Origin of the sequence: Rhodococcus sp. 06-235-1A, assembly GCF_002258785.1 — a bacterium.
GTDB lineage: Bacteria > Actinomycetota > Actinomycetes > Mycobacteriales > Mycobacteriaceae > Rhodococcoides.
In genome coordinates this window covers 70,985-92,606 of sequence record NZ_NOYI01000008.1, presented here as the reverse complement: position 1 = coordinate 92,606, position 21,622 = coordinate 70,985, and the positions used below count along the sequence as shown (strand labels likewise).

Genomic DNA, 21,622 nt, shown 5'->3' with positions numbered 1-21,622 from the left:
AGGTGTAGATTCGCGCCATGGCATGCCGAATCAGTGAACTTGTGCTCGATTGTCGCGATCCCGAGGCCTTGGCCACCTTCTGGTGTGAGGTGTTGGACTTCTTCGTATTGGACAGGGAGGACGACGGTTCCGTGGAGATCGGTGCGCGCGACGGGTTCGGAGGGTCGCAGCCGACCATTATCTTCAGTCGCAACGAGAACCCCGAAAAGGCGAAGCCTCGCTTGCACATCGACGTGAGCGCAACCGATCGGGATCAGGACGCCGAACTCGAGCGACTTCTTACCCTCGGCGCACGACGAGTGGAGATCGGTCAGACCGGCCGGGAGTCGTGGCACGTGCTCGCCGATCCTGAAGGTAACGAATTCTGTTTGCTGCGAACACGACTCAGCCCTGTGTGAAACCTCAGGGAAGGCAGAGGGATCCGATATCGGCCACCACGGTGTTGTCGTGCGGATCTATCCATCGCGGGCCGTTCGAGTCGGCGCATGGCTTCATCAAGTGCTTGCCGTGGCTCGGCCACTGCACGAATTCGTATCCGGCCAACTCCGTTTGTACTGTCTCGGCCACCCACACGGCCGCGTCGTGGTATGTCGAATCCATCGACATACCGTCGCCTCGGCCGAAACCACCGATGCCCTTGGACCCGGCCCACCCGATGATCACGCAGTATTGGGGGGTGATCTCGAACTCCCAGACGAGTGGGCGCAGGTTGACTTCACGCCCGAATCGAAGGCACTCGAGGTCACGTGCAACGGCGTCGAGTGCACGTGTCCACGCAACGGGTGGCTCGAACGCGGGATTGCCCTCAGGGCCAATTGTTCCCGCGTACAAGGGTAGTCGCCACACCAAGCTGTCGCTCCGCATGTAGTCCCATCCCGGATACACCTTGTTCCTCCTTTCCCGCCGGCCCGTCACGTCGACGGGTCCATCGACTCGGACAATTCCAGCAGGTGCGCGCGAGTCAGGGTGTGAGCCCGGTGCGCATCGTGTGCCGCGATTGCCTCGACGACGTCGGTGTGCGTGTCGTGGTCTGCATCGTCGCCGAACGATCCCGCGATCCGCAACATATCGATCATGGCTTCGCGGAGACGTGGTGCCATGGAGTCGAAGAGTCCGAGCAGAATTTCATTGTGCGATGCGACCACGATGGAGCGGTGAAAAGCCATGTCCGCGTTCACCAAATCGACTGCGTCGCCGCGAGCGGTGTTTCGCATGTCGAGTGAGCTGCGCATGGTGTCGAGATCGGTGGGTGTGCGCCTGGTTGCTGCGAGAACGGCGGCCTCACCTTCGATCGCGAGGCGGGCTTCGAGGACTGCTGTGATGTGAACGCGCTGCAGAACCCGGTCCCATTCCGTACGTGCCTCGTCGAGTGCTTCGACGAACACTCCTGAGCCCTGTCGGGTGAGGAGAATTCCGCGCCCCGCCAGTTGCCTGATGGCCTCGCGCATCGTCGATCGACCGACGTCGAACATGGGGGCAAGGGTGGTTTCACCTGGCAGTTTGGTGCCGATCGGCCACTCGCCGGACTGAATTCGGGCAAGCAGCAGTTCGGCTGCCTGATCGGCCAAGGATGTTCGGCGTATCGCGGTCACACCGGAACACTACTCCTCAGCTTGTCTGAGGAGTAGTGCTACATTGCTCGCATGCGCACATTCACGGGCCTTCTCCTTATCGGCCACGACGGGGCATAGCCAGGACCGGCGACCCCGTCGTGGAGCCCGATGTCTGCCGGTTCGCCTCACCGTCCGATCAGAACAGGTACCTCCACCATGTCTGCTTTTCCCACCATGTCCACTCCCGCCGGTCCCGTTCCCTCCGACGCACCCACCTGGAATCGGCAGCGGCACTCCCAGATGCCCTCGCATCGTTACCGTGACGTCTACTCCAAAGTCGACATTCCGCTGACGGAACGTCGCTGGCCGGACCGACGGCTGACCGAGGCACCGCTCTGGGTACCTGTCGATCTCCGCGACGGCAATCAAGCGCTGCCCGAGCCGATGGATCCTGCCCGCAAGAAGCAGTTCTTCGAGTTGATGGTTGCCATGGGCTACAAGGAAATCGAAGTCGGCTACCCGTCGGCATCGCAGACCGATTTCGATTTCGTGCGTCTGCTGGCCTGCACCGACCTAGCACCGGACGACGTCACCGTGGTGGTCTTCACCCCGGCTCGACGAGACCTGATCGAACGAACAGTGGAGTCGGTTCGCGGCATCGCCAACGACGTCGTGATCCACATGTACACCGCCACTGCTCCGACGTGGCGTGAGGTGGTACTCGGCCGCGAGGCCAACGAGCTTCGCTCACTGATACTTTCGGGCGCGGCCGATGTTCTCGAACTTGCCGGCGGCCTGCGCAACGTGAGGTTCGAGTTCTCACCCGAGGTCTTCAATCTCACCGAACCCGACTATGTCCTCGACGTCTGCGATGCCGTCACGACTCTGTGGGACGCGACGCAGCAGCGGCCGGTCATCCTGAATCTGCCTGCCACCGTGGAAGTGGCGACACCGAATGTCTATGCAGACCAGATCGAGTACATGAACGACAACCTTGCGCGGCGAGACAGCGTGATCCTCTCGGTGCATCCGCACAACGACCGCGGCACGGGAATTGCCTGTGCGGAGCTGGCAGTCCTGGCCGGTGCGCAACGGGTGGAGGGTTGTGTGTTCGGCAACGGTGAACGCACCGGAAACGTCGATATTGCCACTCTCGCACTCAATTTGCATGCGCAGGGTATCGACCCCATGATCGATTTCTCCGACATCGACCAGATTCGCCGCACCGTCGAATACTGCAACCAGCTCGAGATCCATCCTCGACATCCCTACGTCGGCGATCTGGTGCACACCGCCTTCAGCGGCACGCACCAGGACGCCATCAAGAAGGGTTTCGCCGAGCACCGCACACGGGCCTCGAGCGAAGGTCGCTCCGAGGGCGAGATCGAATGGCGGGTGCCGTATCTGCCGATCGACCCCAACGACATCGGTCGCTCGTACGACGCTGTCATTCGAGTGAACTCGCAATCCGGCAAGGGCGGAATCGCCTATCTTCTCGAAACCGGCTACGGCATCGAACTCCCGCGTCGCCTTCAGATCGACCTCGCCCGGCATGTGCAGGCCCGCACCGATTCGATCGGTACCGAGTTGTCGGCGGAGCAACTCTGGGACATTTTCCGCGAGGAGTACATCGATATCGACGACGCCGATGTGTCGTTGGTCGGCTTCGACTCTCACGATGACAACGGTTTTGCCGACACCTGCGTCACCCTGAAGATCGACGGCACGTCCTTCAGCACGTCACACGGGGGAGTGGGCCCGGTCGAGGCACTCGTCGAAGCGTTGGCCGCTCACGGCCGTCACGTGGAAATTCTCGGACTGACCCAGACCAGTGTGCGGGCCGGAAACGACAGTGATGCCGTCACGATGCTCGAATATCGCACTGCCGCAGGCTCCGAGTGGGCGGCAGGGATCGATCGCTCCGTCCTGACGGCCACCCTCGACGCGGTTGTTCGAGCCGCCAATACGGTGACCTAGCGAGACGGCCACTCGCCGCCGTTGACGGCAAATGTCTGGGCGGTGATCTGACGGGCGCGATCGGACGCCAGGAATTGCACCATCTCGGCTATGTCTTGCGGTGTCCCGGCGCGTCTGGTCATGGCAGACGCAGCCATACCGTCCTTCGCGTCGTCGGTGAGCACGTCTCTGAAGAACTCGGTGTCGGCAATGTAACCGGGCGCAACAACATTCGCGGTGATGGATCGGGGACCGAGTTGCCGTGCGAGGTCGATGTTCCACGACGCGATGGCGGCTTTGGCTGCTCCGTACGAACCCGATCCTTTGTCTGCGGCGATCGAGCCGATAGTGATCACCGTACCTCCGCCGTTCATTCGGGGAAGGAGGCTGGTGGTCATCAGAACGGTAGTGAGCACGTTGGACTCGAAGTTCGCGCGCCAGGAATCGGCAACGTCGCCCAGGCCGTTCGGCGATGTGCGGTCGAAATCGGTATTGCCGCCGGCATTGTTGACCACTACGTCGACCGGCCCGATCTCTGCTGCGAACGCCGTCACGGCGTCTGCATCCGTTGCGTCGAAGTGGGCCACTTCGACGTTGCCGGCAATGTCTGCGGCGGCGCGATCGAGAGCCGATTGCCGCCGGCCTGTAATGATTACGCGCGCACCATCTTCTGCGAAGCGGGTTGCTATCGCGTGTCCGATGCCGGTGCCGCCTCCGGTTACCACGACTGTTCGTGTCACTTCGGTCTCCTCGACGTTGTAGTCTTGTTTAGACCTAAACAAGACTACATGCCGTGACAGCCGGGAGCGACGAATGCCCGATCTCGACCCGAACGACCCCATCGACGCAATTGCGATCGCGTGGACCAGAGAGCGCCCGGATACTCCGGTCGACTCGATTCCGATCGTCACTCGAATTGCTCACGCAGCCAAACTGTTCGGTGACGATCGGGCTCGCCTGCTGAGGCAGTCCGGAGCCGACTCGGCCATCCTCGACTTGTTGTCGACGCTTCGCCGAGCCGGGCCCCCATACCGGCTCAGCACCCGGGAACTCGCCGACGCAGCGCTCGTCACTGCCGGCGCGATCACCCAACGCGTCGATCGTGCAGTACAGCAGGGCTTGGTCATTCGGCAACCTCGTGTGGATCGATCGCGGCAGGTCGATATCGAACTCACCGAATCAGGCCATCGCACAGTCGAACACCTCGTCGACGAGGTCCTCGGACGTGAGGCGGAACTGCTTCACAATCTCACTGCGGCAGAGCGCGAGCAGCTCGAATCGCTACTGCGACGTCTGCTCGGGGAATTGCACGACGTGCTCGGCAGCGATCGGCGTCCGCCGCACGTCGGTGGGTGATCAGCGCCCGTCGACTAACTTGCTGGTGCTGAGAGCGATTGGGCGAACATCAGAAGAATGTCGCTCGGCCCGCGGAGGTAGGTCAGCTTGTAGACGCCCTCGTAGTTGGCCACGCCTCGCAGGGGAAAGTAACCGTGGCGTGCCGCAATCGCAAGAGCGTCGTCGATGTCGTCGACGGAGAAGGCGATGCGGTGCATTCCGATTTCGTTGGGCAGCGTCGGCGACGTCTCGATGGCGTCGGGATGGATGTACTCGAACAGCTCGATACGCCCGAGGCCGTCCGGGGTTTGCAGGACCGCGATCTTGGCGTGGTTGCCGTCGAGGCCGACGGCGGTGTCGGCCCATTCCGCGCTGACGGTGTCCCGACCGAGAACCGTGAGGCCGAGTTCTGTGAAGAAGCCGATCGTGGCTTCGATGTCGCGGACAGCGATGCCGATATTCTCGAGCTTGATGTTCATCGGGTGCGCCTTTCTCGAATAGAACAAGACCGAACGGCCTCGTTCTGGCAGGATCGACAGCTACGCCGGGGTGCGGCGGCCACGACCGAAGGACGACGAAGACATGACGCCACCGTGAAGAAACTCTCGACGGTGGCGTTGCTGATTCTGCTGGGCGCAGCCGGGACGTTCAATGGAGTGTCGTTGACTTCCGACCCCAGCGGGCGGTCGTTGGGGCTGAACGTCGGAATGCTTCCTTCGTGGCACACCTGGGACTACCGCATCTCCGGGTTGTTCGTGCTGATTTTTCTCGGTATCGTGCCGTTGATCTGCGTGGCTGCCGTGCTCGTCGACGCCTCCGAAGCCGCGGTGTGCGTCGCGTTGGTGGGGTTCGTGACCATTGGGTGGGTGGTGTGGCAGATCGTCGTACTCGACATCTACGCTCCACTTGCCCAAGTTCCCCTCACCTTGTTGGGGGTCGCGTTGACCGTCCTCGCGATCGGCGAGTTCCGCGCGCGGGCCCGCGATCGCAGCCGGCAATAGAGTCATAGGCCAATTGCGCCGAGCAGAGCGGCGCCAGGATCGACGACCGCCACGACGGCCGCGATCGACAGCAGTGCCATCACGATGGTCATCACTGCACCGAGCGGTCCCAGGACGACGAACATCCGACGGTGAGGACCGTCGGTGGCGTCCGCCGATCTGTAGCGTCGGAACGCGATGGCGGTTGCTGTGCCGACGACAGCAATCACCACGACGGTAGCGACGATCACCGCCCAGTTGTAGTGCTTCACCTGTGTGAGCAACTCGAGCAGAGGCGGCCTGGAGTCTCCGCTCTGCACACCGTTTTGGATCAGCGATCGCGCGGTCTGCCCTTGCGCGTTGTCATCGGTGAGCATCGGCAGTAGCGCGACGACTGGTGCAACCGTCGACTGGATGTTGAGCACAGCCAGGAATACCGAAAACAGTGACAGCACAGTCGTAGTGGCCGCAGCGACCACGTAACCTACGCCGGCCGTCAGAGATCGCCGCCACAGAGTCGCCGCGAGCAGACCCAGTACGACGGTCAGCAGCACCGAGATGACGATCTTGATGGCGTGCCAGTCGAACCAGTAGTCCACCATCTCCGCCAAACCGGCAGGGTAGGTGCGGACTCCGCTTTCCCAGTAGTCGACCAAGCCGCGGCCCAGAAGCTCGCCCATGGCGGAGTGATCTTGAAACTGGGGATAGGTTCCGCGCAGCAACGCGGCCGGGCCCAGAACGAACGCGGCTACCAACGCCGCCCCGGCACATGCCAATACGACGATCGACCAGCGGCTTCGGGTGACGGACACACTCATCGAATGACTCACGGAGAGAGAGTCAATCACCGGGTGCATCAGAGCGCATCCATCTCCAGTACTACATGAGACCACCGAAGGCTTGCATAAAACACTCCACTCGACGCCTCGATCGGAGGGAATCCCCGGATGAAGGTGCCTACTCCTTCTCTCGCTCGATGCCCTATCTGGGGTAGATGTCTGGTCTGGCATATTTCGTAACACAGGGTGTGGTTCGTCTGCGTGTGCTGCGCTATGTCCTGCGATCGATACCGTCACGCCGTCGAGGAAGCTGAACCGAGATCGGTGACGGCGATCTGGGCGTCGGCGACGGCGGCTGTCACCGACTGGCAGCGGGCGGAGGCGGTGGCAAGGGCGAGGACCGCAGAGACCAGCGCGGTATCGCGTGCCGTCGTGACCGGACCGGAGTCGTCCGCATCGGAACCACCGGACAGCTGCCCAGCTGCGTCGATGCCGATTCGTTCGATGACGTCGTTGGCGGCGGACGTGCATTGGCCGAGCACTCCGAGAGCCCAGTACAGGTCGGCACCCACCAGAGGTGTTCGAGACGCGGCCGTCGTAGCTCGGCGTAGGTGATCGCGTGCGTCGACGAGTGCGTCGGTGAGGGGATGCCCGTAGCCGTCGGCGGTGGAGCTGCAGTGCTGTCGCGTCGTCATACCGGGATCGTTCGTAAGGGAGTAAAGTGAACTTATTCGGTTACGGTAGCTACAGGAGGTAAGGGGTGCAAGCCCTTTTGGACGATTACATCCAGGGTGCCGCGTTCGCGACCGAACTCGTGAACACGTCGCCGGCGGTGTGGGTGGTGGCCGGCGACCAGTTGCGCGACTCCGAGTCCCTGCATGCCTTCCTCGTCGAGAACGACGTGCAGACAGAAGCGCCCGACGAACACGATCTGGAGCAGGTCCGGGCTCTCCGCGAGCGCCTGCGACCGATCGTCGACGCCTCGTCGCCGGGCGAGTTGGTCGATCTCACGCACGAGCTGCTGTCGACGGTTCCGCATCACGTCGAACTCGTCGAAGTCGAGGGCAACGGATGGCGCTGGCAGGCAACGACCGACGGCGTCGACACGGTCGCGCAAGAATTGACCGTGTTCACGGGCTACGCCCTGCTGAGTGCCCTGCGGATGCTCGGATTCGAGCGATTCCGTGGGTGCGCGTCACCGACGTGCAACGGCGTGTTCGTCGACGTCAGTCGTGGCGGTCGACGGCGCTATTGCATGCCGGATCTGTGCGGCAACCGCATCAACGTGGCCAATCATCGCCAGCGCCGAAATGCACTCGGCAACAAGTGATCACACACCGCTGTTCACGCCGGTGAGCAGGTCGATCAGCCCGACCGGGGATCGATCCCCGAGGCACAGGTCGAGCGTCTCGTGTGCCTGGACAGCTACCGCTTCACTTCGGGCGAACATGGACTTCTCGTACTCCGACAACGCTGCGTCGATGTTGCTGAGGTGATCGGAGATCGCGCGACCGAGTTCGGCACCGTCGAACATCGCCAGATTCGCGCCGTCGCCGGATGGAGGCATCAGGTGTGCGGCGTCGCCGAGGAGTGTCACCCCTGAGGTGTGATTCCAGCGGTGGTCGTTGGGCAGTGTGAAGATCCTGCGGGGAACGAGCGGGGTCGCCCCGTCGGTGATCAACGCCGTCAATTCCGGTGCCCAGCCGTCGAATTCGGCTGCAATGGTTGCAATAGCGGACGCGGTGTCGGTGAAGTCGATCGCGTCGATCCAGTCGGTGCTGCGGTTGAGCTGAACGTACGTGTGCAGGATGTCGCCGGTCTCGCGATGCACGGAGATTCCCTTGCCCGGCGTCATGGCGAACATCGCACCACCACCGACTGCACGGGCTGTGGCGGGGTGGCGTACGTCGACGTCGTGAAGATAGGTCTCGATGAAGACGGTGCCTACGTAGTCGGGTACGGAGTCGGAGAGCAAGGGTCGCACTCGTGACCACGCACCGTCGGCACCGACGAGCAGATCACTGACCGTCGTGGTTCCGTTCTCGAACTCGATCGCGTGTTGCCCGTTGCCCAATGGGCACACCGAGGTGAGCTTGTGCCCCCATCGAACGGTGTCGGCAGGCAGGGACTCGAGCAGGATGCGTCGTAGTTCGCCGCGCAGTACTTCCGGTCGACCTCCGGTGCCGTCATCGGGTTCGTCGAGCAGAGCCGCTCCGTCGGGGCGTAGGACGCGTGTCGCTTCGCCTCCCTCGTGAATGATGGCGCGGAACTGTTCTGTGAGCCCGGCGAAGGCGAGGGCAATTTGCCCGTCGTTCTCGTGAATGTCGAGTTGTCCGCCCTGTGTGCGCGCGTCGGCCGCGGCGTCGGCCTCGTACACCGTGGCGGCGATTCCGTGAACGTGCAGTACCCGCGCCAGCATCAGGCCGCCCAGTCCTGCGCCGATGATCGTGATGGATGAAGTCATGGATGTCTCCGTTGCTTGTTTGGAACAGTGTTCCAAAACAGAATGGAACACTGTTCCAAGACTGTCAAGCGGAGACGGTGATGCGGCGAACGCCTTCGGTTCAGGGATGGTCGATGCCGGCCAAGATGATGTCGATTCCGGCCCGAAACTGCTCCCGGTCGTCATGACCCGCGAACAGCGACGCGATCCGGGTCAGGAACGGATAGTCCCCGGTGTCCGTGACCCCGGAACGCAAAGAGTCGAGAAATGCCACGCGGTCGGTCACGGTTGCGGCCAGTTGCCTCCCGGCATCGCGCTGACTCGCAACGCCCAGAACGTGATACAGAAGCACGGACGCGGTGTCGAACTGCGCATCCTCCGACACTCCACGTGCGTCCAGTTCGGTTCCGATGCGGTCGAACAGATGTAGGACGGCCGGCTGCCACGGAGCGGCGGCGAGTTGCGTGGCCACCCATGGCCGCGTGGTGATCGCGTCGAACACTCTCATCATCACGCCGCGGACGCCTTGTTCTGCCGCCTCGTTCTCGGGCGGGGATTCGAAGACCGAAGCCATGACGGCTTCCGCCGCTGCCGCGAGCAGATCGTCTCTGTTGCTGACGTGGTGGTACAGCGCTCCCGGCCCGGTGGACAGACGCGCGGCGAGAGTGCGAAACGTCAGACTGTCGGTGCCGCCCTCGTCTAGCATCTCGATCGCCGCCTGCACGATGCGGTCCTTGGACAGGGCATCGGAACGTCGAGCGGGTGTCGGCTTCGAGTTCGGCATGCGCAGATCCTGTCACAGCTGGAACGGTGTTCCACCTGCTAGGCCGAATCGCCACGGATCCGATCCGTCAACGATGTCGACCTTGCAGCAGCGAGCTCGCTCCGAGTTGGGGCGAGCTCGGCAACGCCTGGTTGGTCGGCGACGCGTGCAGTCCGTCGATCATCAGGGCCGCAAATCGTCGGGCGGCCTGGACGCGGTGCTCGGTCGAGAGAGTCGAGAGTCCCCGATTGGCGCTGAGGAACAGAACTAGATCGTCGACGACGAAGTCGGATCGCAGTTTCCCCTGCCGCTGCGCGCGTGCCGCGAGTCCGGTGAACCCGCGTAGGGCGTCGTCGCGATGCGTCGAGAGATCGACGGTGCCGGGGTACTCGGCCATGAATGCTTCGGTGAATCCCTGATTCCTCGCATTGAGCTCGCTGAGTTCTTCGATCACACTGCACACCCCGCGCCACGGGTCGGGATCGGCACACCCGCTCGCAACGATGTTGCGGCACAACCGGAATTCTGAGAGGAAAGCCTCGAGGATCAAATCCTTCTTGGTCGGGAAGCGGCGATACAGAGTGGCGGGGCCGACCTCCGCCCGGCGCGCAACCTCACGCATGGACACCGCGAGTCCGTCCGAGGCGAACACCTCGCGCGCAACCTCGAGTATGCGGTCCCGATTGTTCTCGGCGTCCGAGCGCAGACGAGTCAATTCTTCGACCATGGCTCTCACTTTACGTAAACGGACGGGGGTGTCCACTAACGTCGGCGGAACTCGAATCGACCGGAGGCAGATGTGAAAGCAATAGCGATACAGACGTTCGGAAGTTCCGATGGCATGCAGGTCGTGGAGGTGCCGACGCCCATTCCGTCGGCGGGGCAGGTCCAGATTCGCGCAGAGGCAATCGGAGTGGGAGGCGTCGACGCCATCGTTCGCCGCGGCACCCTCGGCACCCTCGGGCTGAGTGCCGGACATATCCCGGGCAGCGAAGTCGCCGGTGTGATCACCGATGTCGGCGAGGGTGTGGACGCGAGCTGGATGGGGCGACGGGTGTGGGCGTTCACCGGCATGGGCGGTGGCTACGCCGAACAGGCGGTCGCCGATCTGGCCGACGTGGTGGCATTGCCCGAGCGCCTATCCAGTATCGACGCCGTGACGCTCGGATCTGCCGGTCCGGTAGCGCATTTCGCACTCGACCGTGCGCGACTCGTCCAAGGTGAGTCGGTACTGGTGCGCGGGGCGGGTGGGAGCATCGGTATTGCCGCGGTGGAGCTGGCCGCCAAAGCGGGAGCGTCGTCGGTGTCGGTCGCGACGTCCTCGGCCGAGCGCGGTGCAAAGCTAAAGTCTTTCGGAGCTACTCACGTGTTGGATCGCGATGGGCACGGCGATGGGCCCGATACGTTCGATGTGATCGTGGACATCGTTGGAGGGCAGCAATTTTCGGACTTCGTGGAACGGCTCGCCGACAACGGACGCCTCGTTGTCGTCGGTGTTGTCGGAGGTCCACCGGCCGAGATCGTCCCCACCTTGATGCGCAACTTTCGCCGATCGTTGACGGTCAGCATGCTGAGCCTCGACACCATCCCCACAGCCGAACGAGACCGGGTGCGAGCAGATCTCTTCGCAGCCGGCCGTCTCCATGCCGTCGTCGACGAGGTTCTACCACTCGACAGGGCAGCAGAGGCTCATCGTCGAATGGACGATGGGCAGGTGTTCGGCCGGATTGTGCTCGTTCCGTGAAGCATCCAGCGCTAGGAACCCCGCACCACATCGAAGGCCGGCTTGGCGCTGAAGTCCGAACGCAGCAGTCTGTACTTCAGTTCGGTGGCGCGCCGGCCGACCGGCTTCGCATCGAGCGCATTATCGTGGCGGCTGCGAGCAGCAGGCCGGCCGCCGACACGAAATCGGACTCCGTGACACCAGTCTGGTAGTCGATCGAGTAGAGCACCCGGCCCTCGATGGGGTGGTTGAAGAACAGCCACAGAATCGAGCTGATCGTCAGTGCGCAGGCAGCGGGCCAACTCGGTTTCGCGAGGCTCCATGCCGCACAGGCGAAGACCGCGTTGAGCAACACCAGCGCGTGAAAGGGATCCATTCATTCATAATTACGCACGAAGCCGGTCGGTGCGCAATCGAAAATAAAAGACGCAACCGTTTGGTTTTGAAGCCCGGCCCCGCGACTATTCAGGTGTTGGCCCAGACCTCGGTAAAACCGGTGATGGAGTCGGTAGTCGATCTGTCTACGTACGGCTCGAAGAACGCGTATCGAGATGCCCACGCCTCGATTCGAGGATCTTGAACTTCTTGCCGGTTTCCGTCGGGTAGATCAATAGTTGCGGTATTGCCACGAATGTCGACTTGTACTTCATGAATTGTATTTCCGTCCTCGGAGAGCGGAGAGTCGAATGTTCCGGCGGCGACAGTAATCAATTCGGCCCCGCCTCCGGATGTTCCGGGCGACACCGAGTAGTTCCAGCCGTCCCGAGTGACGATGAAGTGGAGGGGCATAAGCGGGGACGCGCCGCCCAGTGGGTCTGCAGGTCTGTCGGTGATCGCCATGGCCGCGACGCCGGGTGTGCCCCCGGGTTGAGCCGTGAAAGTCCACTTCATACCCACGGACGTCACTGGCTTGCCGAGATCTCCGGTTCTGAAGTACGCGGCTGCCGGTCCGTCGACGGTGGGAGCAAAGGTCAACTTGCCATTGGCGATTCGAAGGTTCATCGAGGGGTCGGGCACCGGTGCCACCGAGGCCGCCTGGCCAGTCTCGAAAGCGCTCGGAGCGGGGCCGTCCGGCAAAGCTGTGAAATCGCTGTACACCGCGAAGTTCTGAGCCTCGGAGCTCGTCGAGGGAGTCGATGTTCTTTCTGCCGGTATCAAAATAGTATCCGACGACTCGCTTGCGCACGATGCCGATGCCAGAGCGATGGTCGTAAAAATAGCGGCCGCAGAAACTCGTAGATTGTTTTTATGGTCCATTGTCATGCATCTCCAGGTTTCGCTATTTCTGGTGTTTGTTTATTTCCGAGCCTGGTGTACATATATGTCAATGCCCTTCGCTGGCATTCGAATCTTGGCTTTTCCCCTGCTCTTGCGGGCCTGTCCGCAGGGGTTGCACCGGTTCACTCCCGAGTAAGGCATTCGCTGTGAATTCCAGTTTCCGATCCCCCCTGTCGAGTGCGTCGAAGAAGCGGAACGTTCTTCGACGCGCTGTGTCGTCCTCGGTTGCGCTTATCGTGGCGGCGTCCGTTGCCGTGGCGTTGCCGGCACCCGCGTCTGCTGCCTCGGGCCCGATGGGCGCACGCACATTGGGCGTCACAGCCGTTACGTTGGAAACCTCCGATTCCGTGCGGCAAGCGCAGATCAAGTCGATCAAGCAAAATGGCTTCCCCGCCGTGCGCATACCGATCCAGTGGCCACAGGTCGAAGCTGTTCAGGGCGTATTCAATTGGGCAGGCACCGACAAGCTGGTCGTGGACGCATACAACGCTGGTCTCAATATACTGGCCGTACCCACCTATACGCCGACCTGGGCGGCGATCCCCGAGGGCCGGACGTTCCTGCATCCAGGACCTGCTGACCCCGCTACGTACGCCAATTTCACTCGCCTGGCCGCAGAACGCTACCGGGGACTCATTCGAAACTGGGAGATCTGGAACGAGCCCAACGTCGTTCACAGCTTCGCGCCCAAGCCGGACGCTGCGAAGTACAGCCAGATGCTGAAGCTGTCCTATGCCGCAATCAAATCCGTCGATCAGTACTCCGTGGTCATCAGCGGCGGGCTGTCGCCTGCCGTCGACGACGGCACCAACATCAGCCCGGCACGATTCGTCGAGGCTCTGTACGCCAACAACGCGGGTGCGTCGTTGGACGGTATCGGAAATCACCCGTACAGCGCGCCGGATCTACTCAGTGCAGGCACGGACTGGTGGACTCCCAAGAACGGCATCGACATGATCTCGTACCTGATGTACATCAACGGTGATGGTTGGAAGAAGATCTGGACAACCGAGTTCGGGGCGTCCACCAGCACGGGACAGCCTCCATACGGCGTCACCGAGGCTCGGCAGACCGAGATCCTGGTCGATGGCATCAAATACCTGCGTTCGCTGCCGAACGGTGGACCTATCTTCCTCTTCGACTACCGCGACATCAACACCGGAAGTCTGAATCTCGAGGAGAACTACGGGCTCACCAGAACGAACAACACCGCGAAACCGTCGCTGGCGGCCGTCAAGGCGCTGATCAACTGATCGGCCGATCACCCTCAGTCGAATGAATGAATTCACGATTGCAAATTGCCTGGTGTACCAGGTTCGTGCAATCGTGAGGTCGACGCGACGTCATGGCTATTTTGTTCGATTGGAGTAGGTCTTTGCCCCGTACTTCTGGTACCACCTACAGGGTCACGGGTGCGGACCTGTGCATGATCAACAGTCGCTACATCGGCGTTGCCGGCCCGGCACGAGGACTGAGTGCAGATGCAGTCAGGTCGACGCTCCAGGATCTTGCGGATTCCGGGACACACACACGAATCGGCTTGTTGCCGAAGCAGGGAACGGTCTCCTGGGAGGTGTCGGACACCCTCGGTGCCGACGCGGTCCGGGTGGTCGAGCCTTGTTCGACATCGGGGCAACTCGAATCGGCCATCGCGGCCGTGCGTCGCCGTGACGGAGAGCGCCTGCCGCTCGAGGTCACCATCTGCGGCGAGTATCTGTTCATCGACACAGCGCACGGATTGAGCGATGGAAAGCTGTTCGTCGATCTTGTGGAGGCCCTGCATCTCAACGACGTTCACGGCGCGAGCGAGTGGTCTCTCGGCCTGGAATCGAGTCATGTCATTCCGCGAACGCTGTGGCGCTGGTTCGCATTGCACCCGCTGAAGCTCCGCGACTCGTGGCGTGCGCTGAAACGCATGCAGGCTCTGAAGCAGCAGTCTCTCGCAGAGGTAGAGCAGCCCGAAGACAGCGAGACGGTTCCTTGGAGCCCATCGCCGTCCGTGGTTATCAGGCAATCCACCGCGGCCAGCGAAGCCGCGGTCTCTGCATGGCGTAAGAAAAACGCGCCGTCGGCGGGCGCGGCCACTGTGGCCCTCTGGTTGGTGCGATGCGCGATGGAACGAGTCGGTCTCGAGTCCACGCCTGCAGTCACGATCGCCATCAATTGCCGCAGGTATCTGAATGCCAAGACAACGGTCAACGGCAATTTCGCAGTCGGTCTGAATGTGGCGATCTCCGGTGCCCGCCCCATCGAGCCGCAGGCTCAGGTGTTGGACGCGGTATACACCTCCGGTCTCCCGCTGGCAGTGCTCGGTGTTGTTTCGGCAGGTGTGCGGATCAAATCTGCTACCGACCGTACGGCAGTGGATCGGGTGTTGCGCAATCCGAAGGTCAAGCTCATGTACTCGGATCTGGGACGGCCGCCGTCGTGGGCCCGGGTTCCGTGGACCGAGGGGGAGGGCAGCCAGTTCGCAGGCCTGCTCGATCCGTCGGCACCCGATGCCATCACGGTGATGTGCGGCGTCGTCGGCAAGGAACGCACCTACTCGGTGTCGTTCCACGACAACGTGTTCGACCGAGCGAAGATCGAACAAGCAATGGATCTGATCGTGAACGATCCGCTCCTGTTGCTCGATTCGGTCCCCTCCGACCTGGTCGAGCAACAGGAACGCGTCTAGCGCTTGCGGCTCGAACTCGCCAATACCGCGGCGATCGGCCGAGCGTCCGAACTCTGCAACTCCCGTACCGCGGCGGCAACGTCACGATCTCGAGCCAGCTTTGTGTCGATGACCAGCAGTGTTCCGTCGCACAGTCCGGCGAGAACGGCCGCCGAGCCGCTCGAGGACAAAGGCGGAGCATCGATCACCAGGTACGAGTACGACTTTCTGAGCGTCTCCACCAGGTCACGCATCGCGATTGTGGAGAGCATCGGTGTTGCGTCCAACCCGACGCCAACGGGAATGGCGTCGAGGTAGCGGTCGGTCGTGGGTGCTGCAATCTGGTCGGGAGCGTCCGGCTTGTCGGCAGTATCCGCCAGTACCCCTACCAGCCCCGCGGATGCAGGCAGGCTCAATTGCTGGGCGAGTGCGGGACGCGCGGAATCGGTCTCGATCAGCACTGTCCGGTGATCGGATTCTGCCAGTGCCACAGCCAGATCCACGGAGAAGTCGATGGTCGACTCCTTGGCGGAGGAGCTGGTCACCAGAATCACCTGCGGGCCGGTCGGTATCGATTGCAGATGAACTCGAACCTTGCGAAACGCCTCGGCGTCGGGACTGGCCCATTTGTCGAGCTGCGCACGACGACCTTCCGGACTGCGGGTGACCGATGCGACCGGCCCGAGAACCGGTAGCCCCGTAAGCGACTCGGCGTCGGATCGCTTGGAGACCCGTCGATCGAGCGTCGCCACCAGGATTACCAGAAGGATGCCGACCAGGATTCCACCGGTAGCGCCGTAGATGAGGTACGTCGCCAGTTTCGGTGTCGTGGGGCTCGTCGCAGCTTCTGCGCCGTTGACGACGGTCACTGTCGCGCGGGCCTGGTCCTGACCGGTCGGCGTCTCCAACGGGACGATGTAGGCGATGAACTCGTCGGATAGAGTGTTCGCGATCTCGGCTGCCCTGTCGGCGGACGAGTCGGTCACGCTGACGTCCAGCAGTACCGTCTGGGGAACGACGGTGGCAGTGACCTTGCCAGCCACCGCATTTCCGCTCAAGTTCAGTCCCAGTGCGTCTGCCACTCGCTGACCGAGGATTTCGCTGGTCAAGATCTGGGCGTACGACGTCGCGCGCTGCTGGGAGAATTGATCACCCTGGTAGGACTCGGTGGAGCTGGTACCACCGGTGGTCGAGACGAACAGCTGCGCGTTGGAGGTGTACTGCGGCGGGGTGACCAACGTCGCGACGATCGCTGCGCCGATGCCGATCACGAGGGTGGCCGCGACGATCCACCAGCGCTCGAGGAGGATTACAAACGCCCTTTTGATATCCATTGTTAGCGAAGGTCTCCTTGGTTTTCGGGGGCTCGTTCGGGTGCTGGGCGGGCAGCGATCATCGATCGATCGGGGTGTTCCTTCAGGGGAGTGCGGGATCGTCCGATGCTCTCCATATCGGCCGCGGAACAACCGTTGAGGACAACTCCGGCGACCTGCTGACCGGAGAGTGTGAACTGCTGAGCGGTCGCGCGGAGTGCCTCGAATTTCGTCTTCCCTCTTCGGGACACGATCACCAGTGCATCGGCGAAGTGTGAAAGCCGTTGCGCGTCACTGAACTTACTGGTGGGGGCGGAGTCCAGGATCACCCAGCCGTGCAACTGCGCGGCCCGCTCGATCAGCAGAGCTGCTCGGGGGGAGTCGACCACTCGTGCGGCGTTCTCCGAGGCGTGTCCTTGGGGAACGACGGAAATTCCGTCGACCTTGTTGCTCAGGGCGTCGTCGGGTGCCACCAGGTCCTCGACCACATCCACGACCGACACGACGGATTCGTCGGGTGTGCCGCCGGGCTTCGTCCGTACGTCGAAATCGATCAACGCAACGCTTTCCCCCGAATCGCGCAGCGAATCGGCCAATTGCTGTGCGATCGAGGTTGATCCGGTCGAGACGTCCGGCGCGGTCACCAGCACGATGTGCTTACGGTCTGCCGGGAGCACCGCCTGTAGAGCGTCGCGGAGTTGACGCCCGGGTTCGATTCCCGTCGTCTTCGACGTCTGGGCGGGAAATGCGGCGAACAGTGGCAAACCGGTTGCCTCGATCGCGTCCTCCGGCCGTCGGATGCGTGAATCGGCGAGGGCCAGGAGCACCGCCAGGGTGGCTCCGGCGATCAGCCCTGCCGCCGTTGCGGCACCGAGAATCAGAGTGGGAGGGAACCCGCCCGGCAGTTCCGAGCTGGTCGGTGGCTCGACGACGAGCAACTCGGCTCGGGGAGTCAGAGCCCCGGGTATGGCCTCGAGAGAGGCGATTTCGGCCATGAACTCGTCCAGGTAGGCCTGGTTGATGGCCTGGGCCGAGGACGGCGAGCCGGCCGATGTCGAGAGCAGGATCAGTACCGTGCCCGGGACCGGGGTGGCCGTCGTACTGGCGATCAACGCTTCCGGCGTGCTGTCCAACTGCAGATCGGCGATGACCCGTTTGGCCAGATCCTGACTCTGGATCAACGCCGCATAGGACGGGAGGCGCTCCTTGGCGTACAGGTCACCGCGGTAGTAGGTGTCGGAATCGTCGCGCGGAGTCGAGACGAAGACCGTGGATTGTGACTGATACGACTTCGGTTGCAGCAGAAGATAAGTCGCAGCCAGGCCGACCACGACGAGGCACACCACGGCAACCCAACGCCAACGCTCGGTCAGGATGCGGAAGTACTCGGTGAGTGTGCTGTTCATCGGGTCCCGTCGGGTTCGATCAGTACTGGAGTCCGGCCGGGCGTCATTGCAGCTGCCCGAATCCGTCGGCGATCATGGCGGCGGTAAGCTTCTCGGCAATTCGCTTGTGGCCCTCGGGATTCGGGTGGATGCCGTCATCGGCCAGCAGGCCGCTCACGTCTTCGCCGACGAACCACCCGAGGGATCCGGGATCGATGAACGTGACCGCAGCGTTTTCGGGTACCTCCCTGAGCTTGCCCTCGAGGTACGGCCCCACCCTGACGGGTCCTTCGTCCGAATCGAATTCCACATCCGGGTCGTCGATGAACCACGGTGCGATGGCGACTATCCGAGCAGCGGGCCAGGTTTCGCGGGCTCGCTCCACGGTGTAGAGGAACATGTTGCTCAAGTAGATCGGGCCGAACTGGAGGTCGTTGCGGCCGGCGTCGAGGACCACGACGTCGGCATCGAAGTTCTCGCGCAATCGCGGAAGACGCTCGGAGGCATTTAACGACGCAACTTCGAGTGCGCCCAGAACGCGCGGCAACCGATGGTCTGGTCCGCCGCTGATGTACCCGGTTCCGGGCTGGGAGCCAAGGTTGCAATTCCACCCAAGGTTGGTGGCGGTGAGGCAGGGGTAGCCGAAGTCCGGAACGGACGAGGGACCGACGGTGTAGCTGTCGCCCACGAACAGAGCTGACCGCGAAGCACCACGGTCAGCAGTGGGCCCACTCGAGGTGGTGGCCGTGCCTGGGTCGGAGGCCGCTGTATCGTGGCCGAACATCACCGCGGCCACCCCGAGTACGACGACCATCGCCAGCGCGATCACTCCGCCGGTCAGCACGCGTCCACGACGGACGTTGGTCGGCGAGATCCGGCGTGGTTTCGCGCCCGGTGCCGCTGAATGCCGCGATTGCTCAGACAAAGGGAACTCCGGTCTCTTCGAGGGCGGCGACGATTTGCTGGGCGAGTACTCGTTGACCGGCCTCGGTGGGGTGGATTCCGTCTTCCTGGATCATTCCTTCCGCAACCAACCAATCTTCACCCACCACGCTCAGGTACGGCAACCGGAGCATCGACGCGGCGGCGCTCACCGAATCGTCTATGACGGCGGCAGCTTCGGGGACCGGGATCTCGTGCCATATCGGACCCATGACCACGACCTTTGCGCGGGGTGCCCGACGAGCCAGTTCGCCCAGGGTGTCGATGGCGCGCTGCGTGATCAGTTCCGGCGGCTTGCCGACATCGTTGATCCCGCCGACGACGAACACGACGTCCGGGTCGTCGGCCACTGCCGCCTCTATCTGGTCCGCATAGGTGCCGTTGCCGTCGGTCGCGACGTAGCCGGCGCTGAAGATGCTGACGTTGTTCATCGACCATCCGGTGGACTCCGCTGCCAACGTCGGCCACACGACCGAGTCGGGAAGACCTCTGCTGTACGAGTCGCCGACGACCGAAATCTTCAGTGCCCTGTCGACGGCGGTGACGGTGGGAGTCGGGGCGTCGTCTCGGACGACGGCGGCGACCACGAGGGCCACGGCCGCGACGAGGGCCAGGATGACCGCTGCGTTCGCCGATGGGCGCCCGAACCGGAATCGGCTCGACCGGGTCCTCGGACGATCAGGCACGACGACCTCGATCGGCCGTCGCGGCAGCGTAGGTGTCGGTCAACCTGGTTGCCACCGACCGCATGCTCAGTTCACTCCTGGCGGCCGCCCGTCCACGTTCGCCCATCGCCGCAGCGAGGGCGGGGTCGGTCAGCAATGTTTTCATCGCTTCTGCAATCGGGCCTTCGCCCGGAACCGTTACGATTCCGCAGCCCGTGCGTGAAACGAGGGGAGCCAGCCCGCACTCGTCGGTGACCACGACGGGGATGCCGACGGCCATCGCTTCGAGGACCGACATCGGGTAGGGCTCGTTGACCGAGGGCAGTACGTAGATCGCGGCGCGGCGCATGCGGTCGGGGCCCTTGCCCCCGGGCAGTGCCCCCTCCCAGGTGATCTCGGGTCGGCCGGTGATGGACTCCGTCACCTTCTCGGCTTCACCTTCGTCGGGTCCGACCAAGGTGAAGCGGGCCGAAAGTCCGCTGTCCAGAACTTGTTTCGCGGCACCGACGAAGTCCAGTGGACGCTTTCGTGGGTGCAGCCGGGCCAAGTACAGGATTTCGGGTGTTGTATCGGTCGATTCACCCGCTTCGTACTCGGGAACACCGTTGTTCAGCATGTCGATCCGCACTCCGTCACCGGCCACCTCGCAAATGCCCTCCCGCTCTTGGTCTGTGAGGCAGAACACAGTGTGGGCCCGGCGTAGTAGGCGACGTACGAACAGGGCGTCGAGCGCAGGAGCCAGGGGATTGGACTTGGGTGCGAGCATGCCGTGCGATTGCACGACGAACGGCAGGCCCAGGGTGTGCACGGCCGTTGCGAACGGCAACATCACCAGGTCACGGGCGAGGTGAACGTGCACCACGTCGAACTCTGATCGATGCTTCCGTAACCACGTCAGCGACGACGGCGCTGCGAGACCGGCGAAACCGACGCCGGGCACCAGGTTTCGCGCCTTCTTCAGCGTGAGAGAAACTCCCTCTTGCTCGGTCGGGATCGGATCGTAACCGCGAACACCCGCGGTGATCGTCACCTTGTGGCCCGAGTCCTGAAGGGCCGACGCTTGATTGAGGGCGACGCGGACCGGCCCGCCGTATGCCCCGTCGGGGCTGAACAAGGTGACCGCGTGGAGAATTCGCACGTCAGCGAGGACGAATGGGTCGAATGGTCGACGGCGGCGCGAGTGCGAACGACGATGCTGGAACGTCGGCGGACACCAGTGCGGCAGCACCGATTACTGAGTTGGCACCCACCGTGACTCCTCGAAGCACCAGTGCGCGTGCTCCCACCCAGACGCCGTTCTCGATCACGATCGGGCCGTTGTCGTACTCGAAAACCGGCGAACGATGATCGTGGCTGCCGGTGCAGAGAAATGCCTGCTGGGACACACAGACATCCGATCCGATGGTGAGCTGCTCGACGTTGTAGAGGTCGCACCCCACCCCGATCCAGGTGTTGTCGGCGATCTCGAGCTTCCATGGCCACTGGATGCGCACGTCGTGCTTGATCAGTACGCCTGTCCCGATCTTGGCCCCGAAGGCGCGAAGCGCTGCGCAGCGAATGCGGTTGGGACACCACACTTTCGTGAACACCAGAGAAGAGAAGGCCACCCACAGGGCTTGATGGACGAAACCTCGGCCCTTGTCGTACGAGCGCCCGCGTAGCGCGCCGAGGGATCTGACTGATGCAGTGGAGTCGGTCACGCAGGTTGTCCTTTGCGAATCAGGTCATGAGTAGCGGTAGCAATGATGGGATGCGCGTCGACCAGTCCGCCCGTACGGATCGAGGCGTTTGTAACGGTACCGGAGTGGGGCGGCGATGAGGGTGTGAGCAACCTGAGATGCCGAGACCGGG

Annotated in this window: 25 protein-coding genes; 8 read left to right on the top strand and 17 right to left on the bottom strand. The window is 62.9% G+C overall.

Annotated features, from left to right (window positions below):
- Window positions 1-17: 17 nt before the first annotated feature.
- Window positions 18-398, top strand: coding sequence for a VOC family protein (locus CH275_RS05440; RefSeq protein ID WP_094675964.1), 381 nt, complete (start codon window positions 18-20; stop codon window positions 396-398).
- A 4-nt stretch (window positions 399-402) separates the two neighbouring features.
- Here CH275_RS05440 and CH275_RS05435 read toward each other — a convergent pair whose 3' ends face one another.
- Window positions 403-885 (bottom strand): hypothetical protein, encoded by a 483-nt coding sequence (locus CH275_RS05435; protein ID WP_256990864.1) that lies wholly within the window; start codon window positions 883-885, stop codon window positions 403-405.
- A 26-nt stretch (window positions 886-911) separates the two neighbouring features.
- A complete protein-coding gene (locus tag CH275_RS05430; protein ID WP_094675962.1) occupies window positions 912-1,592 on the bottom strand; it encodes a FadR/GntR family transcriptional regulator in 681 nt (226 codons plus the stop codon).
- A gap of 177 nt (window positions 1,593-1,769) precedes the next feature.
- On the opposite strand from CH275_RS05430, the gene CH275_RS05425 reads away from it, so the two are divergent.
- A complete protein-coding gene (locus CH275_RS05425; RefSeq protein WP_094675960.1) occupies window positions 1,770-3,530 on the top strand; it encodes a 2-isopropylmalate synthase in 1,761 nt (586 codons plus the stop codon).
- Here the strand turns inward: CH275_RS05425 and CH275_RS05420 are convergent.
- Window positions 3,527-4,249: an SDR family NAD(P)-dependent oxidoreductase gene (locus tag CH275_RS05420; RefSeq protein WP_094675958.1), complete on the bottom strand. Its 723-nt coding sequence runs from the start codon at window positions 4,247-4,249 to the stop codon at window positions 3,527-3,529. The two genes, CH275_RS05425 and CH275_RS05420, sit on opposite strands and share 4 nt — an antisense overlap.
- Before the next feature lie 73 nt (window positions 4,250-4,322).
- On the opposite strand from CH275_RS05420, the gene CH275_RS05415 reads away from it, so the two are divergent.
- Window positions 4,323-4,865, top strand: coding sequence for a MarR family winged helix-turn-helix transcriptional regulator (locus CH275_RS05415; protein ID WP_094675956.1), 543 nt, complete (start codon window positions 4,323-4,325; stop codon window positions 4,863-4,865).
- 14 nt (window positions 4,866-4,879) lie between these two features.
- Here the strand turns inward: CH275_RS05415 and CH275_RS05410 are convergent, their stop codons facing one another.
- Complete coding sequence (locus tag CH275_RS05410) at window positions 4,880-5,323, bottom strand: VOC family protein (RefSeq protein ID WP_094675954.1); 444 nt, start codon at window positions 5,321-5,323, stop codon at window positions 4,880-4,882.
- 114 nt (window positions 5,324-5,437) lie between these two features.
- Here CH275_RS05410 and CH275_RS05405 point away from each other — a divergent pair, with 114 nt between their 5' ends.
- Window positions 5,438-5,845 carry a hypothetical protein gene (locus CH275_RS05405; protein ID WP_094675952.1) on the top strand — a complete coding sequence of 136 codons (408 nt, stop codon included), beginning with the start codon at window positions 5,438-5,440 and terminating at the stop codon, window positions 5,843-5,845.
- A gap of 2 nt (window positions 5,846-5,847) precedes the next feature.
- Here CH275_RS05405 and CH275_RS05400 read toward each other — a convergent pair whose 3' ends face one another.
- Window positions 5,848-6,654: a hypothetical protein gene (locus tag CH275_RS05400; RefSeq protein WP_143546698.1), complete on the bottom strand. Its 807-nt coding sequence runs from the start codon at window positions 6,652-6,654 to the stop codon at window positions 5,848-5,850.
- A 242-nt stretch (window positions 6,655-6,896) separates the two neighbouring features.
- On the bottom strand, window positions 6,897-7,298 hold the full coding sequence (locus CH275_RS05395; RefSeq protein ID WP_179275998.1) for a hypothetical protein: 402 nt from the start codon (window positions 7,296-7,298) through the stop codon (window positions 6,897-6,899).
- 65 nt (window positions 7,299-7,363) lie between these two features.
- Between CH275_RS05395 and CH275_RS05390 the strand changes: the two genes are divergently transcribed.
- Window positions 7,364-7,933, top strand: a complete 570-nt coding sequence (locus CH275_RS05390) for a CGNR zinc finger domain-containing protein (RefSeq protein ID WP_094675948.1) — start codon at window positions 7,364-7,366, stop codon at window positions 7,931-7,933.
- Here the strand turns inward: CH275_RS05390 and CH275_RS05385 are convergent, their stop codons facing one another.
- The 3 genes from CH275_RS05385 to CH275_RS05375 all read right to left on the bottom strand — a co-directional run bounded on the left by CH275_RS05385 (window position 7,934) and on the right by CH275_RS05375 (window position 10,536).
- Window positions 7,934-9,067: an FAD-dependent oxidoreductase gene (locus CH275_RS05385; protein ID WP_094675946.1), complete on the bottom strand. Its 1,134-nt coding sequence runs from the start codon at window positions 9,065-9,067 to the stop codon at window positions 7,934-7,936.
- Between the two features lie 100 nt (window positions 9,068-9,167).
- A complete protein-coding gene (locus CH275_RS05380) occupies window positions 9,168-9,830 on the bottom strand; it encodes a TetR/AcrR family transcriptional regulator (protein WP_094675944.1) in 663 nt (220 codons plus the stop codon).
- Window positions 9,831-9,897: 67 nt separating this feature from the next.
- Window positions 9,898-10,536, bottom strand: coding sequence for a TetR/AcrR family transcriptional regulator (locus tag CH275_RS05375; RefSeq protein ID WP_094675942.1), 639 nt, complete (start codon window positions 10,534-10,536; stop codon window positions 9,898-9,900).
- Window positions 10,537-10,650: 114 nt separating this feature from the next.
- On the opposite strand from CH275_RS05375, the gene CH275_RS05370 reads away from it, so the two are divergent.
- Window positions 10,651-11,553, top strand: coding sequence for a zinc-binding dehydrogenase (locus tag CH275_RS05370; protein WP_256990863.1), 903 nt, complete (start codon window positions 10,651-10,653; stop codon window positions 11,551-11,553).
- Window positions 11,554-11,629: 76 nt separating this feature from the next.
- On the opposite strand, the gene CH275_RS05365 is transcribed toward CH275_RS05370, so the two are convergent.
- Window positions 11,630-11,908, bottom strand: coding sequence for a hypothetical protein (locus CH275_RS05365; RefSeq protein WP_094675938.1), 279 nt, complete (start codon window positions 11,906-11,908; stop codon window positions 11,630-11,632).
- An 89-nt stretch (window positions 11,909-11,997) separates the two neighbouring features.
- Window positions 11,998-12,534 (bottom strand): hypothetical protein, encoded by a 537-nt coding sequence (locus CH275_RS05360; protein ID WP_143546697.1) that lies wholly within the window; start codon window positions 12,532-12,534, stop codon window positions 11,998-12,000.
- Between the two features lie 422 nt (window positions 12,535-12,956).
- On the opposite strand from CH275_RS05360, the gene CH275_RS05355 reads away from it, so the two are divergent.
- Complete coding sequence (locus CH275_RS05355) at window positions 12,957-14,063, top strand: cellulase family glycosylhydrolase (RefSeq protein WP_143546696.1); 1,107 nt, start codon at window positions 12,957-12,959, stop codon at window positions 14,061-14,063.
- A 173-nt stretch (window positions 14,064-14,236) separates the two neighbouring features.
- Complete coding sequence (locus tag CH275_RS05350) at window positions 14,237-15,487, top strand: hypothetical protein (RefSeq protein WP_143546695.1); 1,251 nt, start codon at window positions 14,237-14,239, stop codon at window positions 15,485-15,487.
- On the opposite strand, the gene CH275_RS05345 is transcribed toward CH275_RS05350, so the two are convergent.
- Genes CH275_RS05345 through CH275_RS05320 form a run of 6 tightly spaced genes read right to left on the bottom strand, consistent with a single transcriptional unit; the run spans window position 15,484 to window position 21,471 of the window.
- Window positions 15,484-16,800 carry a polysaccharide biosynthesis tyrosine autokinase gene (locus CH275_RS05345; RefSeq protein WP_094675930.1) on the bottom strand — a complete coding sequence of 439 codons (1,317 nt, stop codon included), beginning with the start codon at window positions 16,798-16,800 and terminating at the stop codon, window positions 15,484-15,486. The two genes, CH275_RS05350 and CH275_RS05345, sit on opposite strands and share 4 nt — an antisense overlap.
- Window positions 16,801-16,802: 2 nt before the next feature.
- Complete coding sequence (locus CH275_RS05340) at window positions 16,803-18,185, bottom strand: Wzz/FepE/Etk N-terminal domain-containing protein (RefSeq protein ID WP_094675928.1); 1,383 nt, start codon at window positions 18,183-18,185, stop codon at window positions 16,803-16,805.
- A gap of 43 nt (window positions 18,186-18,228) precedes the next feature.
- Window positions 18,229-19,089: an SGNH/GDSL hydrolase family protein gene (locus CH275_RS05335; protein WP_143546694.1), complete on the bottom strand. Its 861-nt coding sequence runs from the start codon at window positions 19,087-19,089 to the stop codon at window positions 18,229-18,231.
- A complete protein-coding gene (locus CH275_RS05330) occupies window positions 19,082-19,792 on the bottom strand; it encodes an SGNH/GDSL hydrolase family protein (RefSeq protein ID WP_179275997.1) in 711 nt (236 codons plus the stop codon). The genes CH275_RS05335 and CH275_RS05330 overlap by 8 nt, the downstream gene beginning before the upstream one ends.
- On the bottom strand, window positions 19,785-20,909 hold the full coding sequence (locus CH275_RS05325; RefSeq protein WP_094675922.1) for a glycosyltransferase: 1,125 nt from the start codon (window positions 20,907-20,909) through the stop codon (window positions 19,785-19,787). The genes CH275_RS05330 and CH275_RS05325 overlap by 8 nt, the downstream gene beginning before the upstream one ends.
- Before the next feature lies 1 nt (window position 20,910).
- Window positions 20,911-21,471 (bottom strand): colanic acid biosynthesis acetyltransferase, encoded by a 561-nt coding sequence (locus CH275_RS05320; RefSeq protein ID WP_094675920.1) that lies wholly within the window; start codon window positions 21,469-21,471, stop codon window positions 20,911-20,913.
- Window positions 21,472-21,622 lie beyond the last annotated feature (151 nt).

What these genes read in the sequence shown, in the direction of transcription:
- CH275_RS05380 (WP_094675944.1), bottom strand. Translation starts at nt 9,830, where the DNA reads ATGCCGAACTCGAAGCCGACACCCGCTCGACGTTCCGATGCCCTGTCC.
- CH275_RS05350 (WP_143546695.1), top strand. Translation starts at nt 14,237, where the DNA reads ATGATCAACAGTCGCTACATCGGCGTTGCCGGCCCGGCACGAGGACTG.
- CH275_RS05345 (WP_094675930.1), bottom strand. Translation starts at nt 16,800, where the DNA reads ATGGATATCAAAAGGGCGTTTGTAATCCTCCTCGAGCGCTGGTGGATC.
- CH275_RS05395 (WP_179275998.1), bottom strand. Translation starts at nt 7,298, where the DNA reads ATGACGACGCGACAGCACTGCAGCTCCACCGCCGACGGCTACGGGCAT.
- CH275_RS05425 (WP_094675960.1), top strand. Translation starts at nt 1,770, where the DNA reads ATGTCTGCTTTTCCCACCATGTCCACTCCCGCCGGTCCCGTTCCCTCC.
- CH275_RS05375 (WP_094675942.1), bottom strand. Translation starts at nt 10,536, where the DNA reads ATGGTCGAAGAATTGACTCGTCTGCGCTCGGACGCCGAGAACAATCGG.
- CH275_RS05370 (WP_256990863.1), top strand. Translation starts at nt 10,651, where the DNA reads ATGCAGGTCGTGGAGGTGCCGACGCCCATTCCGTCGGCGGGGCAGGTC.
- CH275_RS05365 (WP_094675938.1), bottom strand. Translation starts at nt 11,908, where the DNA reads ATGGATCCCTTTCACGCGCTGGTGTTGCTCAACGCGGTCTTCGCCTGT.
- CH275_RS05360 (WP_143546697.1), bottom strand. Translation starts at nt 12,534, where the DNA reads ATGAACCTTCGAATCGCCAATGGCAAGTTGACCTTTGCTCCCACCGTC.
- CH275_RS05440 (WP_094675964.1), top strand. Translation starts at nt 18, where the DNA reads ATGGCATGCCGAATCAGTGAACTTGTGCTCGATTGTCGCGATCCCGAG.
- CH275_RS05410 (WP_094675954.1), bottom strand. Translation starts at nt 5,323, where the DNA reads ATGAACATCAAGCTCGAGAATATCGGCATCGCTGTCCGCGACATCGAA.
- CH275_RS05385 (WP_094675946.1), bottom strand. Translation starts at nt 9,067, where the DNA reads ATGACTTCATCCATCACGATCATCGGCGCAGGACTGGGCGGCCTGATG.
- CH275_RS05415 (WP_094675956.1), top strand. Translation starts at nt 4,323, where the DNA reads ATGCCCGATCTCGACCCGAACGACCCCATCGACGCAATTGCGATCGCG.
- CH275_RS05340 (WP_094675928.1), bottom strand. Translation starts at nt 18,185, where the DNA reads ATGAACAGCACACTCACCGAGTACTTCCGCATCCTGACCGAGCGTTGG.